The sequence below is a fragment of the Paraburkholderia kirstenboschensis genome (assembly GCF_904848585.1).
GTDB lineage: Bacteria > Pseudomonadota > Gammaproteobacteria > Burkholderiales > Burkholderiaceae > Paraburkholderia > Paraburkholderia kirstenboschensis.
Genome location: NZ_CAJHCR010000003.1, coordinates 307051 through 324422, shown reverse-complemented (window position 1 = coordinate 324422; position 17372 = coordinate 307051). Strand labels below are relative to the sequence as shown.

The following is a 17372-nucleotide window of genomic DNA, read 5'->3' as shown; positions in this document are numbered from 1 at the left end:
GGGCCGCCTCCGCCCGCCGCACCGGCGGCGCCGTAAGCTGTACAGACATAGGCGCGCGCTCGCCGCCGATGCGATGTCTTTTCAGACTGAGCCGCGAGCCCGCCTGCGGCGCGCGGCGAATACGTCGCGCGTTTGCATCGCGGTGTACGTCAGTTGCGCGGCGGCGAGACCGAGTGCGCCATAGGCGGGCGTCAGGCCGAACTCGGCGAATGCCTCCGGAACCGGACGCTCGCCCGCAATTGCCGCGGCCAGCAGCTCGCCGGACACGGTGGTCGGTGCCATGCCATGTCCGCCAAAGCCGACCGCATGCCAGACGCCGTCCGCGCTGCGACCGATCTGCGGCATCTTGTGCCGCGCATAGCTCATGAGGCCGCCCCACGCGTAGTCGACCCGCACGTCGTGCAATTGCGGATAAACCTTCAGCAGATCGCGCCTCAGTAATCGGGCGATGACCTCCGGCGCGCGGTCGCGCACCGAGATGCGTCCGCCCCAGAGAATCCGCGTGTCGGGCAGCGGCCGGTAATAGTCGAACGCGAAACGGGTGTCGTAGACGGCCGCGCGCGTGCCGATCGCATCGTGAAGTCGCGCGCCGAGTGGCTCGGTTGCCATCACATACGTGGCGATGGGCAGCACCGCGCGCTCCACCTTCGCGTAGACGTTGCGTGCGTATCCGCCGCCCGCCATCACGACGTGCCGCGCGTCGACGACGCCTTGCGGCGTGTGCAGGATAAAGCCCGCGCCGTCGCGCTGCAAACGCACGACGGGCGACTGCTCGTGAATCCTCACGCCCGCGCTGGCCGCTGCATCGGCCACGCCAAGCACGTATTTCAGCGGATGAAAGTGAAACGCATTGCGCTCGAAGAGGCCGCCGTGATAGCGGCGCGTTTTCAATTGCGATGCAAGTTGTTCGGCTGCCACCGGTTCCCAGTCGACGCCGAATGATTCAAGCATCAGACGCCGCTGAGCTTCGAGCCGCTCGGGTTCGTCGAACCAGTTCGCGAGGATTACGCCGGCGTCGGTGACATCGCAATCTATGCGGTAACGCGCGATACGCGCCCGCATCAGATCGACGGCGTTGGTGGTGAGCGCGTAGAGCTCGCGCGCGCGAGCCGCGCCGAGCGTTTTCAGCAGATCGGCACAATCGAGGCTGTAGCCGCCGAACACGAAGCCGCCGTTGCGCCCGGACGCACCATAGCCGACCTGCCGCGCTTCGAGCACGGCGACGTTCTTCACGCCTCGCTCAGCGAGACCTAGCGCCGTCGACAGCCCCGCCAGTCCGCCGCCGACAATGCACACGTTCGCACTATGTCGCCCGGCGAGCGGCGCATAGGCAGACGAGCGTGTCACGGTGGCTTCGTAAAAACTTTCCATGGCGGATAGCGTAGCGGCAATCGCATGTCCGCGTCCAGCCGCGCGCCGCTTCGGCGCTCTATCGCGCCGCTATTGCCTTCGCTATTGCCCTCGCTATTGTCTCTAGTGAGCCCAGCGCAGCACCAGCGGATCGAGCCGTCGCGCGACTTTCAGCAATCCCTCACGCGTGGCCGGATGCATTGCCGGCAACGGATGACGTACCGCGTCGGAGCGAATCACGCCGCCTTCCTTCATCAGCGCCTTGCACGATGCGAGGCCGCCCTGGCGGTTCTCGTAGTTGATCAGCGGCAGCCACTGCTGATAGTGAGCGGCGGCGGCTTCGGTGTCGCCGGCCGCATAGGCGTCGACGATCAGCCGGATACCGTCGGCATAACCGCCGCCTGTCATCGAACCGGTTGCGCCTGCATCGAGATCGGCCATCAGCGTAATTGCTTCCTCACCGTCCCACGGTCCCACGATCGCGTCGCCGCCTAACTGAATGAGCTCGCGCAGCTTGTTCGCCGCCTGCGGCACTTCGATCTTGAAGTACGACACGTGTTCGATCTCATTGGCCATGCGGGCGAGAAACGGCGCGGACAACGGCGTGCCGCTGACCGGCGCGTCCTGGATCATGATTGGAATATCGATCGCGTCGGACACCGTGCGGTAAAACTCTTCAATGCCACGCTCGCCGATGCGGATCGTTGCGCCGTGATACGGCGGCATGATCATGACCATCGCGGCGCCCGCTGCTTGCGCGCGGCGGCTGCGTTCCGCGCATTGATACGAACTGAAATGCGTGGTCGTGACGATAACGGGTACGCGGCCTGCAACATGTTCGAGCACCACGTGCATCAGCGTCTCACGCTCTTCGTCGGAAAGAGCGAACTGTTCGGAGAAGTTCGCGAGAATGCACAGACCGTTCGAGCCCGCGTCGATCATGAAGTCGATGCAGCGCTTCTGGCCTTCCAGGTCGAGCTGACCGGCGTCGTCGAAAATGGTGGGCGCAACGGGGAACACGCCGCGCATTGCCGCGGTATTAACGGGTCGAGTCATAATGTGGGCGCTCTGGGAAGTAATGAGGCGGTGGGAGTGTCTCTGTCGATCGTAATTCGCGCTTCAAGCGCCTTGAGCACGTTAAGCACGTTAAGCGGTCTCATGGTGCTTATTGCCGCCGACTATACGGCTGCGCGGCGCGCAGGTATATTGAATTGTTTCCATCCCATGATCGCTTTTACGACTCACCCGACGTTTTCATGAAAAATACGTTGAACGTTTTGCTGGGCAAACTGCGCATGAAGCAACTGCAATTGCTGATCGCGCTCGACGACCAGAAGTCGTTGCACAAAGCGGCGGGCATCATGCCCATGACCCAATCGGCCGCAAGCAAAGCATTGCAGGAACTCGAATCCATGTTCGAAGCGCCGCTTTTCGAGCGCTCGAAAAGCGGCATGATCCCGAACCAGCTCGGCCATTGCGTGATCCGCTATGCGCGCCTCGTGGCGACGGATCTCGCCGCGCTGTGTCAGGACGTCGCCGAAATTCGCTCGGGGCACGGCGGGCGCCTCGCTATCGGCGCGATCATGGGCGCGATTCCCGAATGCGTGATTCCGGCCATCAACCAACTGCATGCGCGGCAGCCGAACCTTTCTATCGAAGTGGTGGAGGACACGAGTGCGCGCATGCTGGCCCAACTCGACGACGGCCGCCTCGATCTCGTGATCGGCCGGGCCGCCGTGGCTGCGGATCCGTCGAAATACCAGTATCGTCCGCTCGCCGACGAGCCGTTGTCCGTCGTGGTCGGGTACGGTCATCCAGCGCTGCCGCGAAAGAAAGTGCAACTGGGCGACCTGGCGGATCACCGTTGGGTGGTGTATCCATCTCATATGCCGTTGCATGCGCTGCTCGAACGCGAAATGGATCTGGCGGGGCTGGCTATGCCCGATAACCCGATCTCCACTGCATCCACTTTCGTCACCGTCGCGCTGCTGCAAAGCAGTGCGGATCTGGTGTCGTTGTTGCCGACCGCCATTGCCGACATGTTTATTCGGCAAAAAATGCTGCGCCTCGTGCCGGTCGAGCTTAAGTCGCCTTCGCAAACGTTCGGGGTCGTGACGCGTAAAGGCGGCGTGCTCTCGCCGCCGGCGGAGCGCTTCGTCGAATTGCTGCGGCAGCAGACGCGAGTGCAGGAGAACGTGCCGGAAAAAGCCCGCACGGCAAAACGCGAGCCGATGTCGGCGCCTACTCATGCGCCAACGCCAAAGCGCAAACACACCCATGCAGCCGCAAAGCGAAAACTTGCCTGAGTCAGCGGTTTTTCAGAACACGTGTAGACGTCGAATATCGCACGGCAATTCGCGCTTTGCTATGTTCTTGAGCGGGGTGTTGTAGCGGCGACACTGGGGGTAAATCCGCACCAATTGCACGTGCGCCCGCGCGCTACACTGCTTTGAGGGGCGTCGGAGTGAAAAGGCTGGCGCCCGTTCGGGGAGAGCAGTCATGAATCGGCCATCGGTTCGGTTTCCGCTTCGCGCCACCGGCACCGCTTCGGTCCGAAAGTGGTTCAAATGGGCGTTGGCGGCGGCGTTGTTGTTAGGGTTGGCGTGGGTTGTGCGCTTGTGCCAGCTGGAAATAGAAACTTCCCGCCTGCAGGCCCACTACCTCTCCGAACTCACACGCGACGTCGGCTTTTCTGTCGACGATGGTCCGAGCCATTCCATCCGTTTTCCCGAGGCGGATAAAGGTCCGTACGACACCCGGCTGGGCTACGCATTGCTGCCGTCAATGCAGCAGCGCTTGCTGCAGCGCGGCTTCGAAGTCACCGCTCAGGCGCGTGATTCGGAGCGCATGCTTTCGCTCGCGGATAGAAGCCTTTTCTTGCCTTATGCCGAGAAAGACCAAGCTGGCTTGCAACTGTTCGACGGCACCGGCGCGCCTCTTTTTAGCGCGAGTTTTCCGGGGCGCGTGTACGACAGCTTCGAGGCGATCCCGCCTGTCATCGTCAACTCGCTTCTGTTTATTGAAGACCGCTATCTGCTCGATCCGGATCAACCGAACCGCAATCCGGCCATTGATTGGGGTCGCTTTAGCCGCGCGCTGGCTGATCAGGGCGCGCGCGTATTCAACCATCACCAGGCGGCGCCCGGCGGCAGCACGCTCGCCACGCAGATCGAAAAATTCCGCCACTCCGCGGGCGGCCGCACCGCGACGCCGCCGGAGAAGCTGCGGCAGATTGCGTCCGCTTCGGTACGTGCCTATCTGAACGGGCCGCAGACCATGCCTGCGCGTCGGCAGATCGTCGTGCACTACCTGAACTCGGTGCCGCTCGCGGCGCAACCCGGCGTCGGTGAAATCAGCGGCATGGGCGACGGTCTCGCCGCGTGGTACGGCCGCGATTTCGCTGATGTGAACCGCATACTGAACGCGCCTTCAACCACAGAGACCTTGCCGCAGCAAGGCGAGGCATTCCGTCAGGTGCTTTCTCTGATGATCGCCCAGCGCGCGCCGTCGCACTTCCTGCATCGCGGTTATGCCGAACTCGAACGATTGACCGACAGCTATCTGCGGCTGCTCGCGAACGGCGGTGTGATTTCCGTCGCGTTGCGCGATGCGGCGCTTTCTGCAACGGTCGATTTGCACCGCGCGGGCAAACCGGCTGAAAACGCCGGCTCGTTCGTGTCGCGCAAAGCCGTCACGTCGATGCGCTCGAACCTGCTCGCGGCGCTCGACATTCCGAGCTTTTACGAACTCGACCGGCTGGATCTGCAAGCCACCGGCACGCTGAACAATGCGGTGCAGCAGGCCGTGAGCGAACGGCTTGCCGCTGCCGCGACACGCGACGGCGCGAAGGCCGCGGGCCTAGTCGGCTTCGAAATGCTGCGCGCATCTGATGATCCGTCGAAAATCGCCTACAGCTTTACGCTATTCGAGCGGCGCGACGGAGCGAATCTCGTGCGTGTGCAAACCGACAGCGTGAACCAGCCGTTCGACATCAATTCCGGTGCGCGTTTAAATCTCGGGTCCACTGCAAAACTGCGTACGGTCGTGACGTATTTGCAGATCGTGTCCCAGTTGCATGCGCGTTACGCTGCTCGCAGCGCGGCGGAGCTAAAAGCCATCAAGCCCGATCCGAGCGATCAATTGACGCGCTGGGCGCTGGACTATCTCTCGCACACCAAGGATCGCTCGCTGCAATCCATGCTCGATGCGGCCGTTGAGCGCAAGTACTCCGCGAGTCCCGGCGAAACCTTCTACACAGGCGGCGGCGCGCAGACCTTCAACAACTTCGAATCCGACGACAACGGCCGCATTCTTACGATTCATCGCGCGTTCCAGCATTCGGTGAATCTGGTATTCGTGCGGCTGATGCGCGACATCGTCCACTACGAGATGGTGCAAACCACTGGACCGTCGTCGCAATGGCTCGGCGATCCGGCGATCCGCAAGATGTACTTGACGCGTTTCGCCGATCAGGAAAGCCGCGTGTACATGAATCGTTTCTACACGAAGTATCACGGCAAAACCCGCGAGCAGGCATTGGCGCTGTTGCTGCTCGGTGTGCGCAAAGCGCCGCCAAAGGTCGCCACGGTATTGCGCAGCGTCGCGCCCGACGAGTCCAACGCATGGTTTAACGAGAAGATGCGCGCCGCGCTGAAAAATACGCCGGCCGCTTCGGTGCTCGACGACGAAGACCTCGCGAACCTTTACGCGAAGTACGGAATCGACCGCTTCAATCTGAACGATCGCGGCTATATCGCGAGTGTGCATCCGCTCGAACTATGGACGCTCAACTATCTGCGCGAACATCCGAACGCCACGCTCAACGACATTCAGAACGCAAGCAGCGATGTGCGTCTCTCGACCTATTCGTGGCTCTTCAAGACGCGCTATCACGCGACGCAGGATCGCCGCATCAAACGCATGGTCGAACTGCGCGCGTACGACACAATCGGCAAGTCGTGGCAGGCGCTCGGCTATCCGTTTGCAACGCTTACGCCTTCGTATGCCGCTGCAATCGGCGCATCCGGTGACAGACCCGCAGCGCTTGCACAACTGATCGGACTGATCGCAAACGACGGCAACAAGGTGCCGACTGAGAGCCTCACGCAACTGGACTTTGCGAAAGACACGCCGTACGAAACGCATTTCCGACGCGCGGCAGTCACTCCGCAACAGCAGCTTTCGCCTGAAATTGCGGGGATCGTCAAAGGCATGTTGCGCGATGTCGTGACGGGCGGCACGGCGCGGCGTCTCGCGCAGGGCATTACATTCCCGGACGGCCGGACCATGGAGGTGTACGGCAAGACAGGTACGGGCGATCAGCGCTTCAACGTATTCGCCAAGGGCGCGCGTCTGATTGAATCGCGAAAGGTGAACCGCAGCGCGACGTTTGTATTCGCCATCGGCGACCGCTTTTACGGCACGCTGACCGCGTGGGTGCACGAACCTTACGCGGCCCACTATGAATTCACCAGTGCGCTTTCGGTGCAACTGCTGAAGTCGATGGCGCCGGCGTTGCAGCCCTTGCTCGAATCTGCGCCTGCAAAGACCGCTTCTGCTTCTGCTTCTGTTTCTGTGGAGAAGGTCGCCGCGCACTGAAGCAGCCGTGGCACATCAATATGCGGCTTCCGTCGCAGGTTTGAGAAACAGTTCGTGCACCGGCGCGAAGTGCGCATAGAGCGGCAGGATTGCTCCGCCCATTGCACGCGCGTCGGCACCAATTGCGCCTTCCAACAGTTGCGGGCGCACCATGCCTTCCCATTCGAACCGGTCCAGCACGCGCTCCGTGCGACGAATGATTTCGCGCACCATTTGCCGGTCCAGTTCGCCGTCGATCACGACCGCTTCGAGGTCCAGCAACGCAGCGGCGTTGGTGAGCGCGTTGGCGATCGCAGGGCACGCGCTATCGAGCCATTCCTCGGTATGCCGCCACATTTCAGGCGACAGCGCGCGATGATCGTGCGCGGCGGCTGCCGGTTTTCCCGCATCGCTCAAGAGGCGTTCGAGTACGAAACCGGAGGCCGCGTGCAACAGTTGCCGCGCGGGTTTGCGCGCTCCGCCGTCGCGCAGCGGAATAGAGCCGACCGCGCCGGCGTTGTCGTGCGGCCCGCCGTGCAGGCGGCCGTCGATAACGAGCCCGCCGCCAATGAACGTGCCGACGAACAGGTACAGGAAGTTGTGAATGCCGCGCCCCTGGCCCATCACGAGTTCTGCGGCGCACGCGGCTGTGGTGTCCTTCGCGAATTCAACCGGTAGCCCCGTCATGGTCGCGATGCGCGAGCGCAAGTCGATCTCGTGCCACGCGTCGAGCGCGTCGGGCGGCGCGCCGAGAAAGTCGCGCCAGCCGCCGAGCCACAACGGCGCAGCCACGCCCACGCCGACCACTTTGCTCGCGTTCGCGCCGAGCGCCTGATTCACGCGCGCGAGTTTGCTTTCGAGCGCGGGAAACAGCGTGCGCGGATCCGGGTACGGATACTCGAACACATCGCGACATACCACGCGGCCGGCGAAATCCATTGCCAGTACGTCGAGACTGCGGCGGCCTACCTTGATGCCGATCGTATATGCGCCGTCCGCGCGCAACGCGATCGGCACCGACGGCTGGCCGATCCTGCCGCGCACTCGAGCCTGCTTTTCGAGCAGGCCATCGTCGATCAGACGATCGACGATCATCGACACCGTCTGCATTGAAAGACGCGTGAGACGGCCCACGTCGGCCTTCGGCAACGGTCCATGCAGACGGATTGTCTGCAGCACGATGCGCTCGTTGAATTGCCGCATGCCGCCCTGGTTCGAGCCGACAGTGCGTTTGAGGGGCGGGCGCACGCCTGTGGTGTCCAAGCTCATGAGCCCCTCAGCGATGTGATTGCATCATGCAATCGCCTTGACGTCGGCCTCTTTTGCGCCAGTCATGATCGCAACGGCCTCCGACATATGCACGTCTTTCGTATTGACGAGCGCGGCGCGCCGGCCAAGCCGCTGAATATGGATGCGGTCCGCCACTTCGAATACGTGCGGCATGTTATGGCTGATGAGAATCACCGGCAGTCCGCGGTCGCGCACGCGGCGAATCAGTTCGAGCACCATGTTGCCTTCCTTCACGCCGAGCGCGGCGGTGGGCTCGTCGAGAATCACCACATGCCGCGCGAATGCCGCGCTGCGCGCGACGGCAACCCCTTGGCGCTGACCGCCGGAGAGCGTCTCGACCGCCTGACGCATCGAGCGAATGCCGATTTGCAGGTCCTTCATGTGAGCGGTCGCTTCTTCCAGCATGCGGCGCTTGTCGATCATCTTGAAGATCGAGCCGCGCCAGCCGGGCTTGACCAACTCGCGTGCGAGAAACAGATTTTCGGCGATGCTCATGGCCGGCGCGACCGCCAGTTCCTGATATACGGTCTCGATGCCTTGCGCGCGCGCATCCAGCGGACTGCGGAATTTGACGGGCTTGCCGTCGAGCAGAATCTCGCCTTCGTCCGGCACCGTCGCGCCGGAAAGTGCCTTGATCAACGAGGATTTCCCGGCGCCGTTGTCGCCGATCACTGCGAGAATCTCGCCGGGCAGCACTTCGAAGTCGCAGCCGTCGAGCGCGGTCACATTGCCATAACGTTTGACGAGGCCACGCGCCTGCAGTACGGGCATCGCGGCGGAAGCGGAAGTAGGTGTCGACATGACGGGCTCCTGTCGGCCTGAGTTAGCGAAAGCGCTCACTCAGGCTCCATGCAATAAGGTTGCGATTGAGTGCTCAACCGCGGCGATGAGAGAGTTTGTCCGCGGCCACCGCGAGAATCACCAGCATGCCGGTGATCAATACCTGGTAGACCGAAGAAACGCCGATCAGGGTCAAGCCGTTGCGGAACACGCCGACAATCAGCGCGCCGAGCAGCGTTCCCGCAATAGACCCGCGTCCGCCGAAGAGACTCGTGCCGCCGAGCACGACCGCCGTGATGCTATCGAGGTTCTCGGTTTGGCCCGCTTGCGGATCGCCCACGCCGGTGCGCGACACCGACAACAGCGCAGCAATGCCATACATCGCGCCGGCCAGCGTGTAGACGGTCAGCAGGATCTTCTGCGACGACAAACCCATCAGCCGCGCGGCCTCGGCGTTATTGCCGAGCGCATACAGATGGCGGCCGGGAACCGTGTCGCGCAAGACGAACCATGTGGCCAGGTACATCAGCAACGTGAGGACGGTGCCGTAGGTGACGTCGGCGGGTCCGAGCCTGAATGTGTTGCCGAAGAACATGATTGCGTCCGGCAGATTCGACACGCTTTCCGCATTCGAATAGATCTGCGTGAGCGCGAACGCAATGTTCAGCGTGCCGAGCGTGACGATGAACGCCGGCAATTTGATGCGCGTAATGAGCACGCCGTTAAGCATGCCGAACAATGTGCTCGCGCCGATACCGCACAGAATCGCGAGTGCGGGCGGCAGGCCCAGCGTCACCGCGAACTTCGTCATGATGATGGAGCCGAACGCCATCACCATTCCGCAGGAGAGATCGATGCCGCCCGTCAGCACAATGAGCGTCTGGCCGATTGCGATCACTGCGACGACCATCGTCTGTTGAAGGATCAGCGAGAGGTTCTGGAACGACAGGAAACGGCTGCTCTGCGAAATGAAGAAAGCGCAGGCCAGCACGAGCGCAATGAGCGGCCCGACTTCGGCAAGCGACGGCAGACGGTCGGAGAAATGGCGCGGATGGCCCGCAGGGGCGGAAGGAGTCGACATGATGGATGTCCTCGAAACATGAGCGTGGCGTGCGCCGCGCGGCGAATCATCCGGCGGCCCGCTCGCGGGCCGCCGTACAGTGCGTGTTACTTGTTGCCCCAGCAGTTGTCGAGGCCGAAGGTCGTATCCTTGCTGTCGATGCCGGACATCGGCTTGTCGGTGATCAGCGTCACGCCCGTGTCCTGGTAGCCGGAAACCTTCTTGCCGGTCTTCGCATAATCGACGCCTGCTGTTACGCCGAGCGCGGCCATCTTCAGCGGGTACTGCTGCGAGGTGGCGGCGATAGAACCGGCCTTGACGTTGCGCACGCCTTCACAGCCGCCGTCGATCGAGACGATCATCACGCTCTTGTCCTTGCCTGCTGCTTTCAGCGCGCGATACGCGCCCGCGGCCGCTGGTTCGTTGATCGTGTAGACCACGTTGATATCCGGCGATTTCTGCAAGCAGTTTTCCATCGCCGTCTGGCCTTTCGCCTGATCGCCGCGCGTGTCCTGGCTGCATACGATCGAAGGGTCGCCTTGCTTCACGCCGAAGCCTTCCAGAAAGCCGTTATGACGCAGCACGCCCACCGAAACGCCGGGTGCGAGGTCGAGCGTGGCGATCTTCGCGGGCTTGCCGTTCAACGCCGCCTTCGCGTATTTGCCGATCAGCACGCCGGCTTTAAAGTTGTCGGTCGCAAAGAGGGCGTCGGTGGCGTCCTGCGGATCCGTCGGCGTGTCGAGCGCGACCACCATCACGCCGGCGGCGCGCGCTTTCTTGATGCTCGGCACGATCGCCTTCGTATCGCTCGGAGTGATCAGAATCGCTTTCGCGCCGGCCGTCATCATGTTCTCGATTGCCGTCACCTGGCTCGCGTTATCGCCGTCGAATCTGCCGGCTGCGGTAATCAGCTTTGCGCCGTCTTTCGACGCTGCGGCCTCCGCGCCTTGCTTCATCTTCACGAAGAACGGATTGGTGTCGGTCTTGGTAATGAGGCCGACGACCGGCTGGTCGGCTGCCTGACTTGCGCTCGCGCACCAGACCGCCGACGCCGCGACGCACATCGAGACGATCTTCCTGGCGACAGGAAGCCTGCGGGAATTCAGATTCATGGGACGCTCCTCCGGTTATTGGCAATGACGTTCTTGGAACTGCTGGCGGTTGCACATGCGAACGCTGCGCGGGCGCAACCTGGAATGCGGCGCGTCTGATCGGTCGATGTACGGCCGAAAGATCTCGCCTAAATCACTTTGGTTGATTTAGTACAGCAGGCGGAGAGGCGCGCGTCAAGGAATCCCGTTGGAGTGAGACTGACCGCGATGCACCTTGTGCAGGCCAGAAAAGCCTTACGTGGCGGGAGTTTGGGCCGATGGTGCAACGCAGCGTCCCCGCGAGCGGATTGGGGAAAGTCCTGGCTGGGCTGAAAGCAAACAGAAAGCAGATTCATGCCTTTTGGCGGCAGGGTGGACGTCTTAAGCGCACGTCAGAAGCGGACGCCTGAACGGCTCGCGTCGCCTACGTTCATAGCTTTATTTTCGCGGTCAGCCGGAGCGCGGTGTGCCAGTGGACGCACGCACCACGAGTTTCGGCGCCGACGAAACCCGCATCGGCACATTGGCCTCGCCGAGGCCCGCCTGCCCATACGACGATTCGATCAGCTCGCGCAGCAACGAAACCGCGAGCCCGGCGACTTCGACGGTCGGCACGGCCACTGTGGTCAATGCGGGGCGCGACTCGCGCGCGAGCTGGATGTCGGTGATGCCCACCACGGAAAGATCAGCAGGAACGGCGAGGCCCAGGTCGGCAGCTGCATGCATCGCGCCGAGCGCCGGCAGGTCGTTGGTCGCGAAGATCGCAGTGAGTTGCGGATCGGCCTCGAGCAACGCGCGCGCCGCGCTGTAGCCACCCTGGATCGTATCCGCAGCATGTTTGACGCGGCTTTTGCGCACGCCGGCCGCGCGTAGCGCGTCGACGAACCCTTCATAGCGGGCCGCGTGAATGCCGGAAGCCTTGCTGCCGACAATCGCGCCTATCCGCCGATGTCCCAATTCGAGCAGATGCTGTCCGGCAAGCTCGCCGGCCAGACGAAAATCCACTGCAACGCAGGGCAGGCCCGGTGGCTCGTTCGGCCGCTCCCACATGCACAAAACCACGGGCGTGCCGCGCGATTCCGTCACGTGAAGGTCCGCAAATTGCAGGTTCGCGTTGGTCACGAGTACGCCCTCCGAAAGCGTGCCGGCTATCTGGTCGAGGTACGCGCGGCCCGTCAGCGGATCTTCGTTAGTATTGCAAATGATAACGAAATGCCCACTCGTGCGCGCCGCGCGTTCGACGGCCAGCGCGAACTCGGGATAGAACGGATTGGCGATGCTCGACACCATCAAAGCGAGCGTCGGGGCGCGGCCTTCGGCTAGCGCGCGAGCGGCGAGGTGCGGCCGGTAGCCGAGCGCGTCGACGGCTTCGAGAACGCGTTGACGCGTGCTCTCGCCGACGCGCCCGCGATTGCGCAGCACATTCGATACGGTGGCGGGCGTGACACCGGCATGACGCGCGACTTCGCTAAGTGTGGGCATGTCTCTTCATTATTTGGGATGGTTGCCCGACATTTGCATCGGCGGGCAAGGCGCGGCACCATCTGTCGCACAGACAAAACGATAGCGGAGACAGGCAGGCCCGACGATCCCAAGCGATCGATTTTTTAGGCCCTGCTGATTAAGCGCTTAATCTCCGCGGTCGAGCCGATTAAATCACGGAGTCGAGGCGATGGCGAGCATTTCGTTAAGAGGCGTGCAGAAAGCATATGGCGACGGTGCGCCGGTGATTCGCGACGTCGATCTCGAGATCGGCGAGAACGAGTTCTGCGTCTTTCTCGGCCCCTCGGGCTGCGGCAAGTCCACGTTGCTGCGCATGATCGCAGGGCTCGAAGATCTCACCGACGGCGATCTCTTCATCGGCGGCGAGGTCATGAACGACGTGCCGGCGGCGCAGCGCGGCGTAGCGATGGTGTTTCAAAGCTACGCGCTCTTTCCACATATGACCGTGTTCGAGAACATGGCGTTTGGACTGAAGCTCGCCAAAACCCCAAAAGATGAAATCGACCGCAAGGTGCGCGAAGCCGCGCGCATTCTGCAACTGGAGGCGCTGCTCGAGCGCAGGCCCAAAGCATTGTCAGGCGGTCAACGTCAGCGCGTTGCAATTGGCCGCGCGATTGTGCGCCAGCCTGGGGTGTTTCTCTTCGACGAACCGCTCTCCAATCTCGACGCTACGCTGCGTGGCCAGACGCGTATTGAAATCGCGCGGCTGCACAAGCAGTTCGCGAAGGCGAGCGTGGTCTATGTGACGCACGATCAGATCGAGGCGATGACCCTCGCCGACAAGATCGTCTTGCTGCATGCCGGGAAAGACACCGAACGTTACGGCAGCATCGCGCAAATCGGCGCGCCGCTCGAGTTGTATCACCGCCCCAGGAGCCGCTTTGTCGCCGGGTTCATCGGTTCGCCGCGCATGAACTTTTTGCCGGGACGTATCGCTTCTGTCGACGCGCAAGGCGTTACCGTGACGCTCGACCATACGCACGAAAACGTCCGCGTGCCGGTGGACGGTGCCGCGCTGAAAGTGTCGCAAGCGGTGACGCTCGGCGTGCGTCCTGAACACCTCGAATTCATCGACACGTCATCGTCTCACGACGACGCCGTTCTTTCGCGCACCGTCTCACTCGTCGAACAACTGGGCGAGCATAGCTATGTGCACCTCGATCAACCCGGCGGCGCCGCGCTGATCGCGAAAGCGCCGGGCGATACGCGACTCGCGCCAGGCGATCGCGCGAACCTGCGCGTACCGCGCCACGCCACCCACTTGTTTACCGAAGACGGCTTCGCCGCCCCTTCGCTTGAATCCGTCGAACACTACGCATAAAGGACATTCGGATGCGCCTTGGAGTCTGTTATTACCCGGAACACTGGCCCGAGTCGATGTGGGAAGACGACGCGCGCCGGATGGAAGCGCTCGGTATCGAGCAGGTGCGAATCGCCGAGTTTGCGTGGAGCCGCATCGAGCCGACGCCTGGCGAATACGATTGGGCTTGGCTCGATCGGGCAATCGAAGTACTCGGCGCCGCAGGCTTGCAAGTCGTGATGTGCACGCCCACCGCCACACCGCCGAAGTGGCTGATCGACCGCCATCCGGATATCCTGCCGATTGGCGCGGATGGCCGGCCGCGCGCGTTCGGCTCGCGCCGTCACTATGACTTTTCTTCGCCGTCGTATTTCGCGGCCTCGCAGAAGATTTGCACAGCGATTGCGGAGCGTTACGGTCAACATCCGGCCGTTGCGTACTGGCAGACCGACAACGAGTTCGGCTGTCATCACACGGTGGTGAGTTATTCGCCGGCAGCAGTGGCGCGTTTTCGCGAGTGGCTGAAGGCACGCTACAAAACGATCGACGAATTAAACCGCGCGTGGGGCACGGTGTTCTGGAGCATGGAGTACCGCAGCTTCGACGAAATTGACGCTCCCGTGGCGACTGTGACTGAGGCGCATCCTTCGCATCGGCTCGATTACCGACGCTTCGCCTCCGACGAAGTCGCGCGCTATAACCGCATGCAGGTCGAGATCATCCGTGCGCATTCTCCGGGGCGGCCGGTTGCGCATAACTTCATGCAGCTCTTCACCGAGTTCGATCACTACAAGGTTGCTGCCGATCTCGACGTTGCCGCGTGGGACAGTTATCCGCTCGGCGCGCTAGAAGAACAATGGTTTGCGCCCGATGTGAAAGCGCGCTGGCTGCGCAGCGGTCATCCGGATTTCGCGTCGTTCAATCACGACGTGTATCGCGGCATGTCGAAGCTGCCGTTCTGGGTGATGGAGCAGCAACCGGGTCCTGTGAACTGGGCGCTGTGGAATCCGGCGCCGTTGCCGGGCATGGTACGGCTGTGGAGCTGGGAAGCGTTCGCGCACGGCGCGGGCTGCGTGTCGTATTTCCGCTGGCGTCAGGCACCGTTCGCGCAGGAGCAGATGCACGCGGGCCTGAATACCCCGGATAACCGCCTCGACGTCGGCGGTAGCGAGGCCGCGCAAGTCGCCTCGGAAATTCGCACGGTGCTCGCGGCTAATGCGCATGCCGATGCCGCGGTCCGTTCGAAAGTGGCGCTCGTCTACGACTATGAAGCGAAGTGGCTGTTCGAGATTCATCCGCAGGGTGCGGACTTTCACTATCCACGCTTTGCATTCGAGTACTACTCGGCATTGCGTGCATTAGGTCTCGATGTCGACGTCGTGCCGGTGGATGCATCGCTCGACGGCTACAGTCTGATCGTCGTGCCGCCGCTGCCGGTCGTGCCGGCGGATCTGGCCGCGCGTCTTGCCAGCTCGGGCGCGCAGGTCGTGCTTGGGCCGCGCACCGGCTCGAAGACTCAGGACTTGCAGATTCCCGCAAATCTGCCGCCGGGTACGCTCGCCGACGTGTTGCCGCTGCGTGTGTGGCGCGTCGAATCGATGCGGCCGAACGTGACGGAGCCCGTGCGGCTTGCCGGTACGCAAGACGCGAGTGCAGAGGACGGCGCCGCGCGTCACTGGCGCGATTTCATCGAAAGCAATGAAACGAATGCTTTTGACGTACTGGCGCGTTTCGCCGACGGCCACCCCGCGTATATACGTAGCGGTGCGTTCCATTACCTCGCCAGCCTGTTCGACGATGCGCTGACGGTCCGGCTCTTCGAGCAGATCGCGCAACGCGCAGGCGTCGAAACGATGCAGCTCGGCGAAAGCGTCCGCATTAGCCGGCGCGGCGCGCTGACCTATCTGTTCAACTACGGTGACACCGCGCACACGATTAACGGTGTGGCAGACGACGCATTCGTGATCGGCTCATGTGTTGTAGACCCACAAGGCGTGGCAGTGTATAGAGCCGGATGACGGGTACAGGTAGCGGGACGATGTGCAAGCCGGAATTCCATGAAGTAACGACAACGACGCAAAATCAAGGAATCAAGGAGACAGGTAGCATGAAAATGAAACCACGCAAGGTTCTGCTGGCACTCGCGGTCGCTGCGGCGGCTCTCGGAACTTCTGTCGTCAGCACCGCGCAGGCCGGAACGCTGACCGCGAATATCGCGTTCAAGGGCGCGAGTCAGCGCGCGGTCTGGCAATTTGTTGTGGACGAATTCAAGAAGACGCATCCCGGCATTGACGTGAAAGTCTCGTTTATCGACGAAGAAGCGTACAAAGTGCAATTGCCCGGCTGGCTCTCTACTGTCGCGCCCGATATCGTCAACTGGCATGACGGCGAGCGCATGGCGTATTACGCACAGCGCGGCCTTTTTGAAGACCTGAGCGGCGACTGGGCGAAGAACGGCTGGAACGACATGTATGCATCGACGAAGGAAGCGTCGTCGTATAAAGGCAAGCAATATGCGGCGCCTACGGTCTATTACTCGTGGGGCATGTTCTATCGCAAGGATCTGTTCCAGAAGGCCGGCATCTCCGGCGAACCGAAAACGTGGGATCAGTTTCTCGACGACTGCAAGAAGCTGAAAGCCGCCGGCATTACGCCGATTGCCGTAGCGGGCCGCGATGCATGGACGCTCGCCGGCTGGTTCGACTATCTCGATCTTCGGCTGAATGGTAATGCGTTTCATCAGAAGCTGATGGCGGGTGAAATTGCGTACACCGATCCGCGTGTGAAGAAGGTCTATACGACGTGGAAGCAGTTGATCGACGCGGGCTATTTCATCGACAACTCCCTGTCCTACGATCTCGATTCGGTGCAGCCGTTCCTGTTTCAGGGCAAGGCCGCGATGATGCTGATGGGCACCTTCATCACCGCAGGCTTCCCGCCGAATGTGAAGCCGGAAATGGGCTACTTCCAGTTCCCGATCATCGACGCCAACGTGCCGACCGCCGAAGACGGTCCGGTCGAATCGCTGCATATTCCGTCGAAGGCGAAGAACAAGGCGGACGCTCACACGTTCCTCGCGTTTGTCGAGACGCCTGAAATCGGCGCGAAGCTTGCTGCCGGTCTGGGTTCGCTGTCGGCGAACAGCAAGTCGCCCGAGCCGGAAGATCCGATCTCCAAGATCGGCTTCCAGATTCTTGCTAATACGAAAGGCGGCATTGCACAGTTCTACGATCGCGACATGACGAAGGAAATGGCGGATGAAGGCATGAAGGGGATGCAGCAGTTCGTCTCCGATCCGTCGAAGCTCGACAGCGTACTCGCGCAACTCGAGCAGACGCGCAAGCGCATTTACAAGAAGTAGTGCATGGGACCAGAGTAAGTGCTGAAGCACCAACACTGGTCGACCGCTGTGCATGGAACC

The 17372-nt window shown here is 62.1% G+C and carries 12 protein-coding genes; 5 read left to right on the top strand and 7 right to left on the bottom strand.

Annotation, left to right across the window (positions count from 1 at the left end):
* Positions 1–81: 81 nt before the first annotated feature.
* Together JMY24_RS11275 and JMY24_RS11270 are read right to left on the bottom strand one after the other, a co-directional pair.
* Positions 82–1371 (bottom strand): NAD(P)/FAD-dependent oxidoreductase, encoded by a 1290-nt coding sequence (locus JMY24_RS11275; RefSeq protein ID WP_128596484.1) that lies wholly within the window; start codon positions 1369–1371, stop codon positions 82–84.
* A gap of 102 nt (positions 1372–1473) precedes the next feature.
* Entirely contained in the window at positions 1474–2406 is a 933-nt protein-coding gene (locus JMY24_RS11270; RefSeq protein WP_128596485.1) for a dihydrodipicolinate synthase family protein, read from the bottom strand.
* A gap of 200 nt (positions 2407–2606) precedes the next feature.
* Between JMY24_RS11270 and JMY24_RS11265 the strand changes: the two genes are divergently transcribed.
* Together JMY24_RS11265 and JMY24_RS11260 are read left to right on the top strand one after the other, a co-directional pair.
* Complete coding sequence (locus JMY24_RS11265) at positions 2607–3656, top strand: LysR family transcriptional regulator (RefSeq protein WP_201702054.1); 1050 nt, start codon at positions 2607–2609, stop codon at positions 3654–3656.
* Positions 3657–3849: 193 nt separating this feature from the next.
* Positions 3850–6948, top strand: a complete 3099-nt coding sequence (locus JMY24_RS11260; RefSeq protein WP_128596486.1) for a transglycosylase domain-containing protein — start codon at positions 3850–3852, stop codon at positions 6946–6948.
* A gap of 15 nt (positions 6949–6963) precedes the next feature.
* Here JMY24_RS11260 and JMY24_RS11255 read toward each other — a convergent pair whose 3' ends face one another.
* From JMY24_RS11255 to JMY24_RS11235, 5 genes are all read right to left on the bottom strand, one after another.
* Positions 6964–8196 carry an ROK family transcriptional regulator gene (locus JMY24_RS11255; RefSeq protein WP_413231243.1) on the bottom strand — a complete coding sequence of 411 codons (1233 nt, stop codon included), beginning with the start codon at positions 8194–8196 and terminating at the stop codon, positions 6964–6966.
* Positions 8197–8220: 24 nt separating this feature from the next.
* Complete coding sequence (locus tag JMY24_RS11250) at positions 8221–9018, bottom strand: ATP-binding cassette domain-containing protein (protein ID WP_128586414.1); 798 nt, start codon at positions 9016–9018, stop codon at positions 8221–8223.
* Between the two features lie 73 nt (positions 9019–9091).
* Positions 9092–10078 carry an ABC transporter permease gene (locus JMY24_RS11245; RefSeq protein WP_128586413.1) on the bottom strand — a complete coding sequence of 329 codons (987 nt, stop codon included), beginning with the start codon at positions 10076–10078 and terminating at the stop codon, positions 9092–9094.
* A gap of 86 nt (positions 10079–10164) precedes the next feature.
* The gene (locus tag JMY24_RS11240) at positions 10165–11169 is read right to left on the bottom strand and encodes a sugar ABC transporter substrate-binding protein (protein WP_020068267.1); all 1005 of its coding nucleotides are present in this window, start codon (positions 11167–11169) and stop codon (positions 10165–10167) included.
* A gap of 429 nt (positions 11170–11598) precedes the next feature.
* Positions 11599–12630 carry a LacI family DNA-binding transcriptional regulator gene (locus JMY24_RS11235; protein WP_128596487.1) on the bottom strand — a complete coding sequence of 344 codons (1032 nt, stop codon included), beginning with the start codon at positions 12628–12630 and terminating at the stop codon, positions 11599–11601.
* Between the two features lie 190 nt (positions 12631–12820).
* Between JMY24_RS11235 and JMY24_RS11230 the strand changes: the two genes are divergently transcribed.
* The 3 genes from JMY24_RS11230 to JMY24_RS11220 all read left to right on the top strand — a co-directional run bounded on the left by JMY24_RS11230 (position 12821) and on the right by JMY24_RS11220 (position 17312).
* A complete protein-coding gene (locus tag JMY24_RS11230; RefSeq protein ID WP_128596488.1) occupies positions 12821–13972 on the top strand; it encodes an ABC transporter ATP-binding protein in 1152 nt (383 codons plus the stop codon).
* An 11-nt stretch (positions 13973–13983) separates the two neighbouring features.
* Positions 13984–15969 (top strand): beta-galactosidase, encoded by a 1986-nt coding sequence (locus JMY24_RS11225; RefSeq protein ID WP_128596489.1) that lies wholly within the window; start codon positions 13984–13986, stop codon positions 15967–15969.
* An 89-nt stretch (positions 15970–16058) separates the two neighbouring features.
* Complete coding sequence (locus JMY24_RS11220; RefSeq protein ID WP_128596490.1) at positions 16059–17312, top strand: ABC transporter substrate-binding protein; 1254 nt, start codon at positions 16059–16061, stop codon at positions 17310–17312.
* Positions 17313–17372 lie beyond the last annotated feature (60 nt).

Bases quoted from the DNA above. Each gene is read 5' to 3' on its own strand.
- JMY24_RS11275 (WP_128596484.1), bottom strand. From the start codon at position 1,371: ATGGAAAGTTTTTACGAAGCCACCGTGACACGCTCGTCTGCCTATGCG.
- JMY24_RS11245 (WP_128586413.1), bottom strand. From the start codon at position 10,078: ATGTCGACTCCTTCCGCCCCTGCGGGCCATCCGCGCCATTTCTCCGAC.
- JMY24_RS11250 (WP_128586414.1), bottom strand. From the start codon at position 9,018: ATGTCGACACCTACTTCCGCTTCCGCCGCGATGCCCGTACTGCAGGCG.
- JMY24_RS11240 (WP_020068267.1), bottom strand. From the start codon at position 11,169: ATGAATCTGAATTCCCGCAGGCTTCCTGTCGCCAGGAAGATCGTCTCG.
- JMY24_RS11260 (WP_128596486.1), top strand. From the start codon at position 3,850: ATGAATCGGCCATCGGTTCGGTTTCCGCTTCGCGCCACCGGCACCGCT.
- JMY24_RS11270 (WP_128596485.1), bottom strand. From the start codon at position 2,406: ATGACTCGACCCGTTAATACCGCGGCAATGCGCGGCGTGTTCCCCGTT.
- JMY24_RS11265 (WP_201702054.1), top strand. From the start codon at position 2,607: ATGAAAAATACGTTGAACGTTTTGCTGGGCAAACTGCGCATGAAGCAA.
- JMY24_RS11220 (WP_128596490.1), top strand. From the start codon at position 16,059: ATGAAAATGAAACCACGCAAGGTTCTGCTGGCACTCGCGGTCGCTGCG.
- JMY24_RS11255 (WP_413231243.1), bottom strand. From the start codon at position 8,196: ATGAGCTTGGACACCACAGGCGTGCGCCCGCCCCTCAAACGCACTGTC.
- JMY24_RS11230 (WP_128596488.1), top strand. From the start codon at position 12,821: ATGGCGAGCATTTCGTTAAGAGGCGTGCAGAAAGCATATGGCGACGGT.
- JMY24_RS11225 (WP_128596489.1), top strand. From the start codon at position 13,984: ATGCGCCTTGGAGTCTGTTATTACCCGGAACACTGGCCCGAGTCGATG.
- JMY24_RS11235 (WP_128596487.1), bottom strand. From the start codon at position 12,630: ATGCCCACACTTAGCGAAGTCGCGCGTCATGCCGGTGTCACGCCCGCC.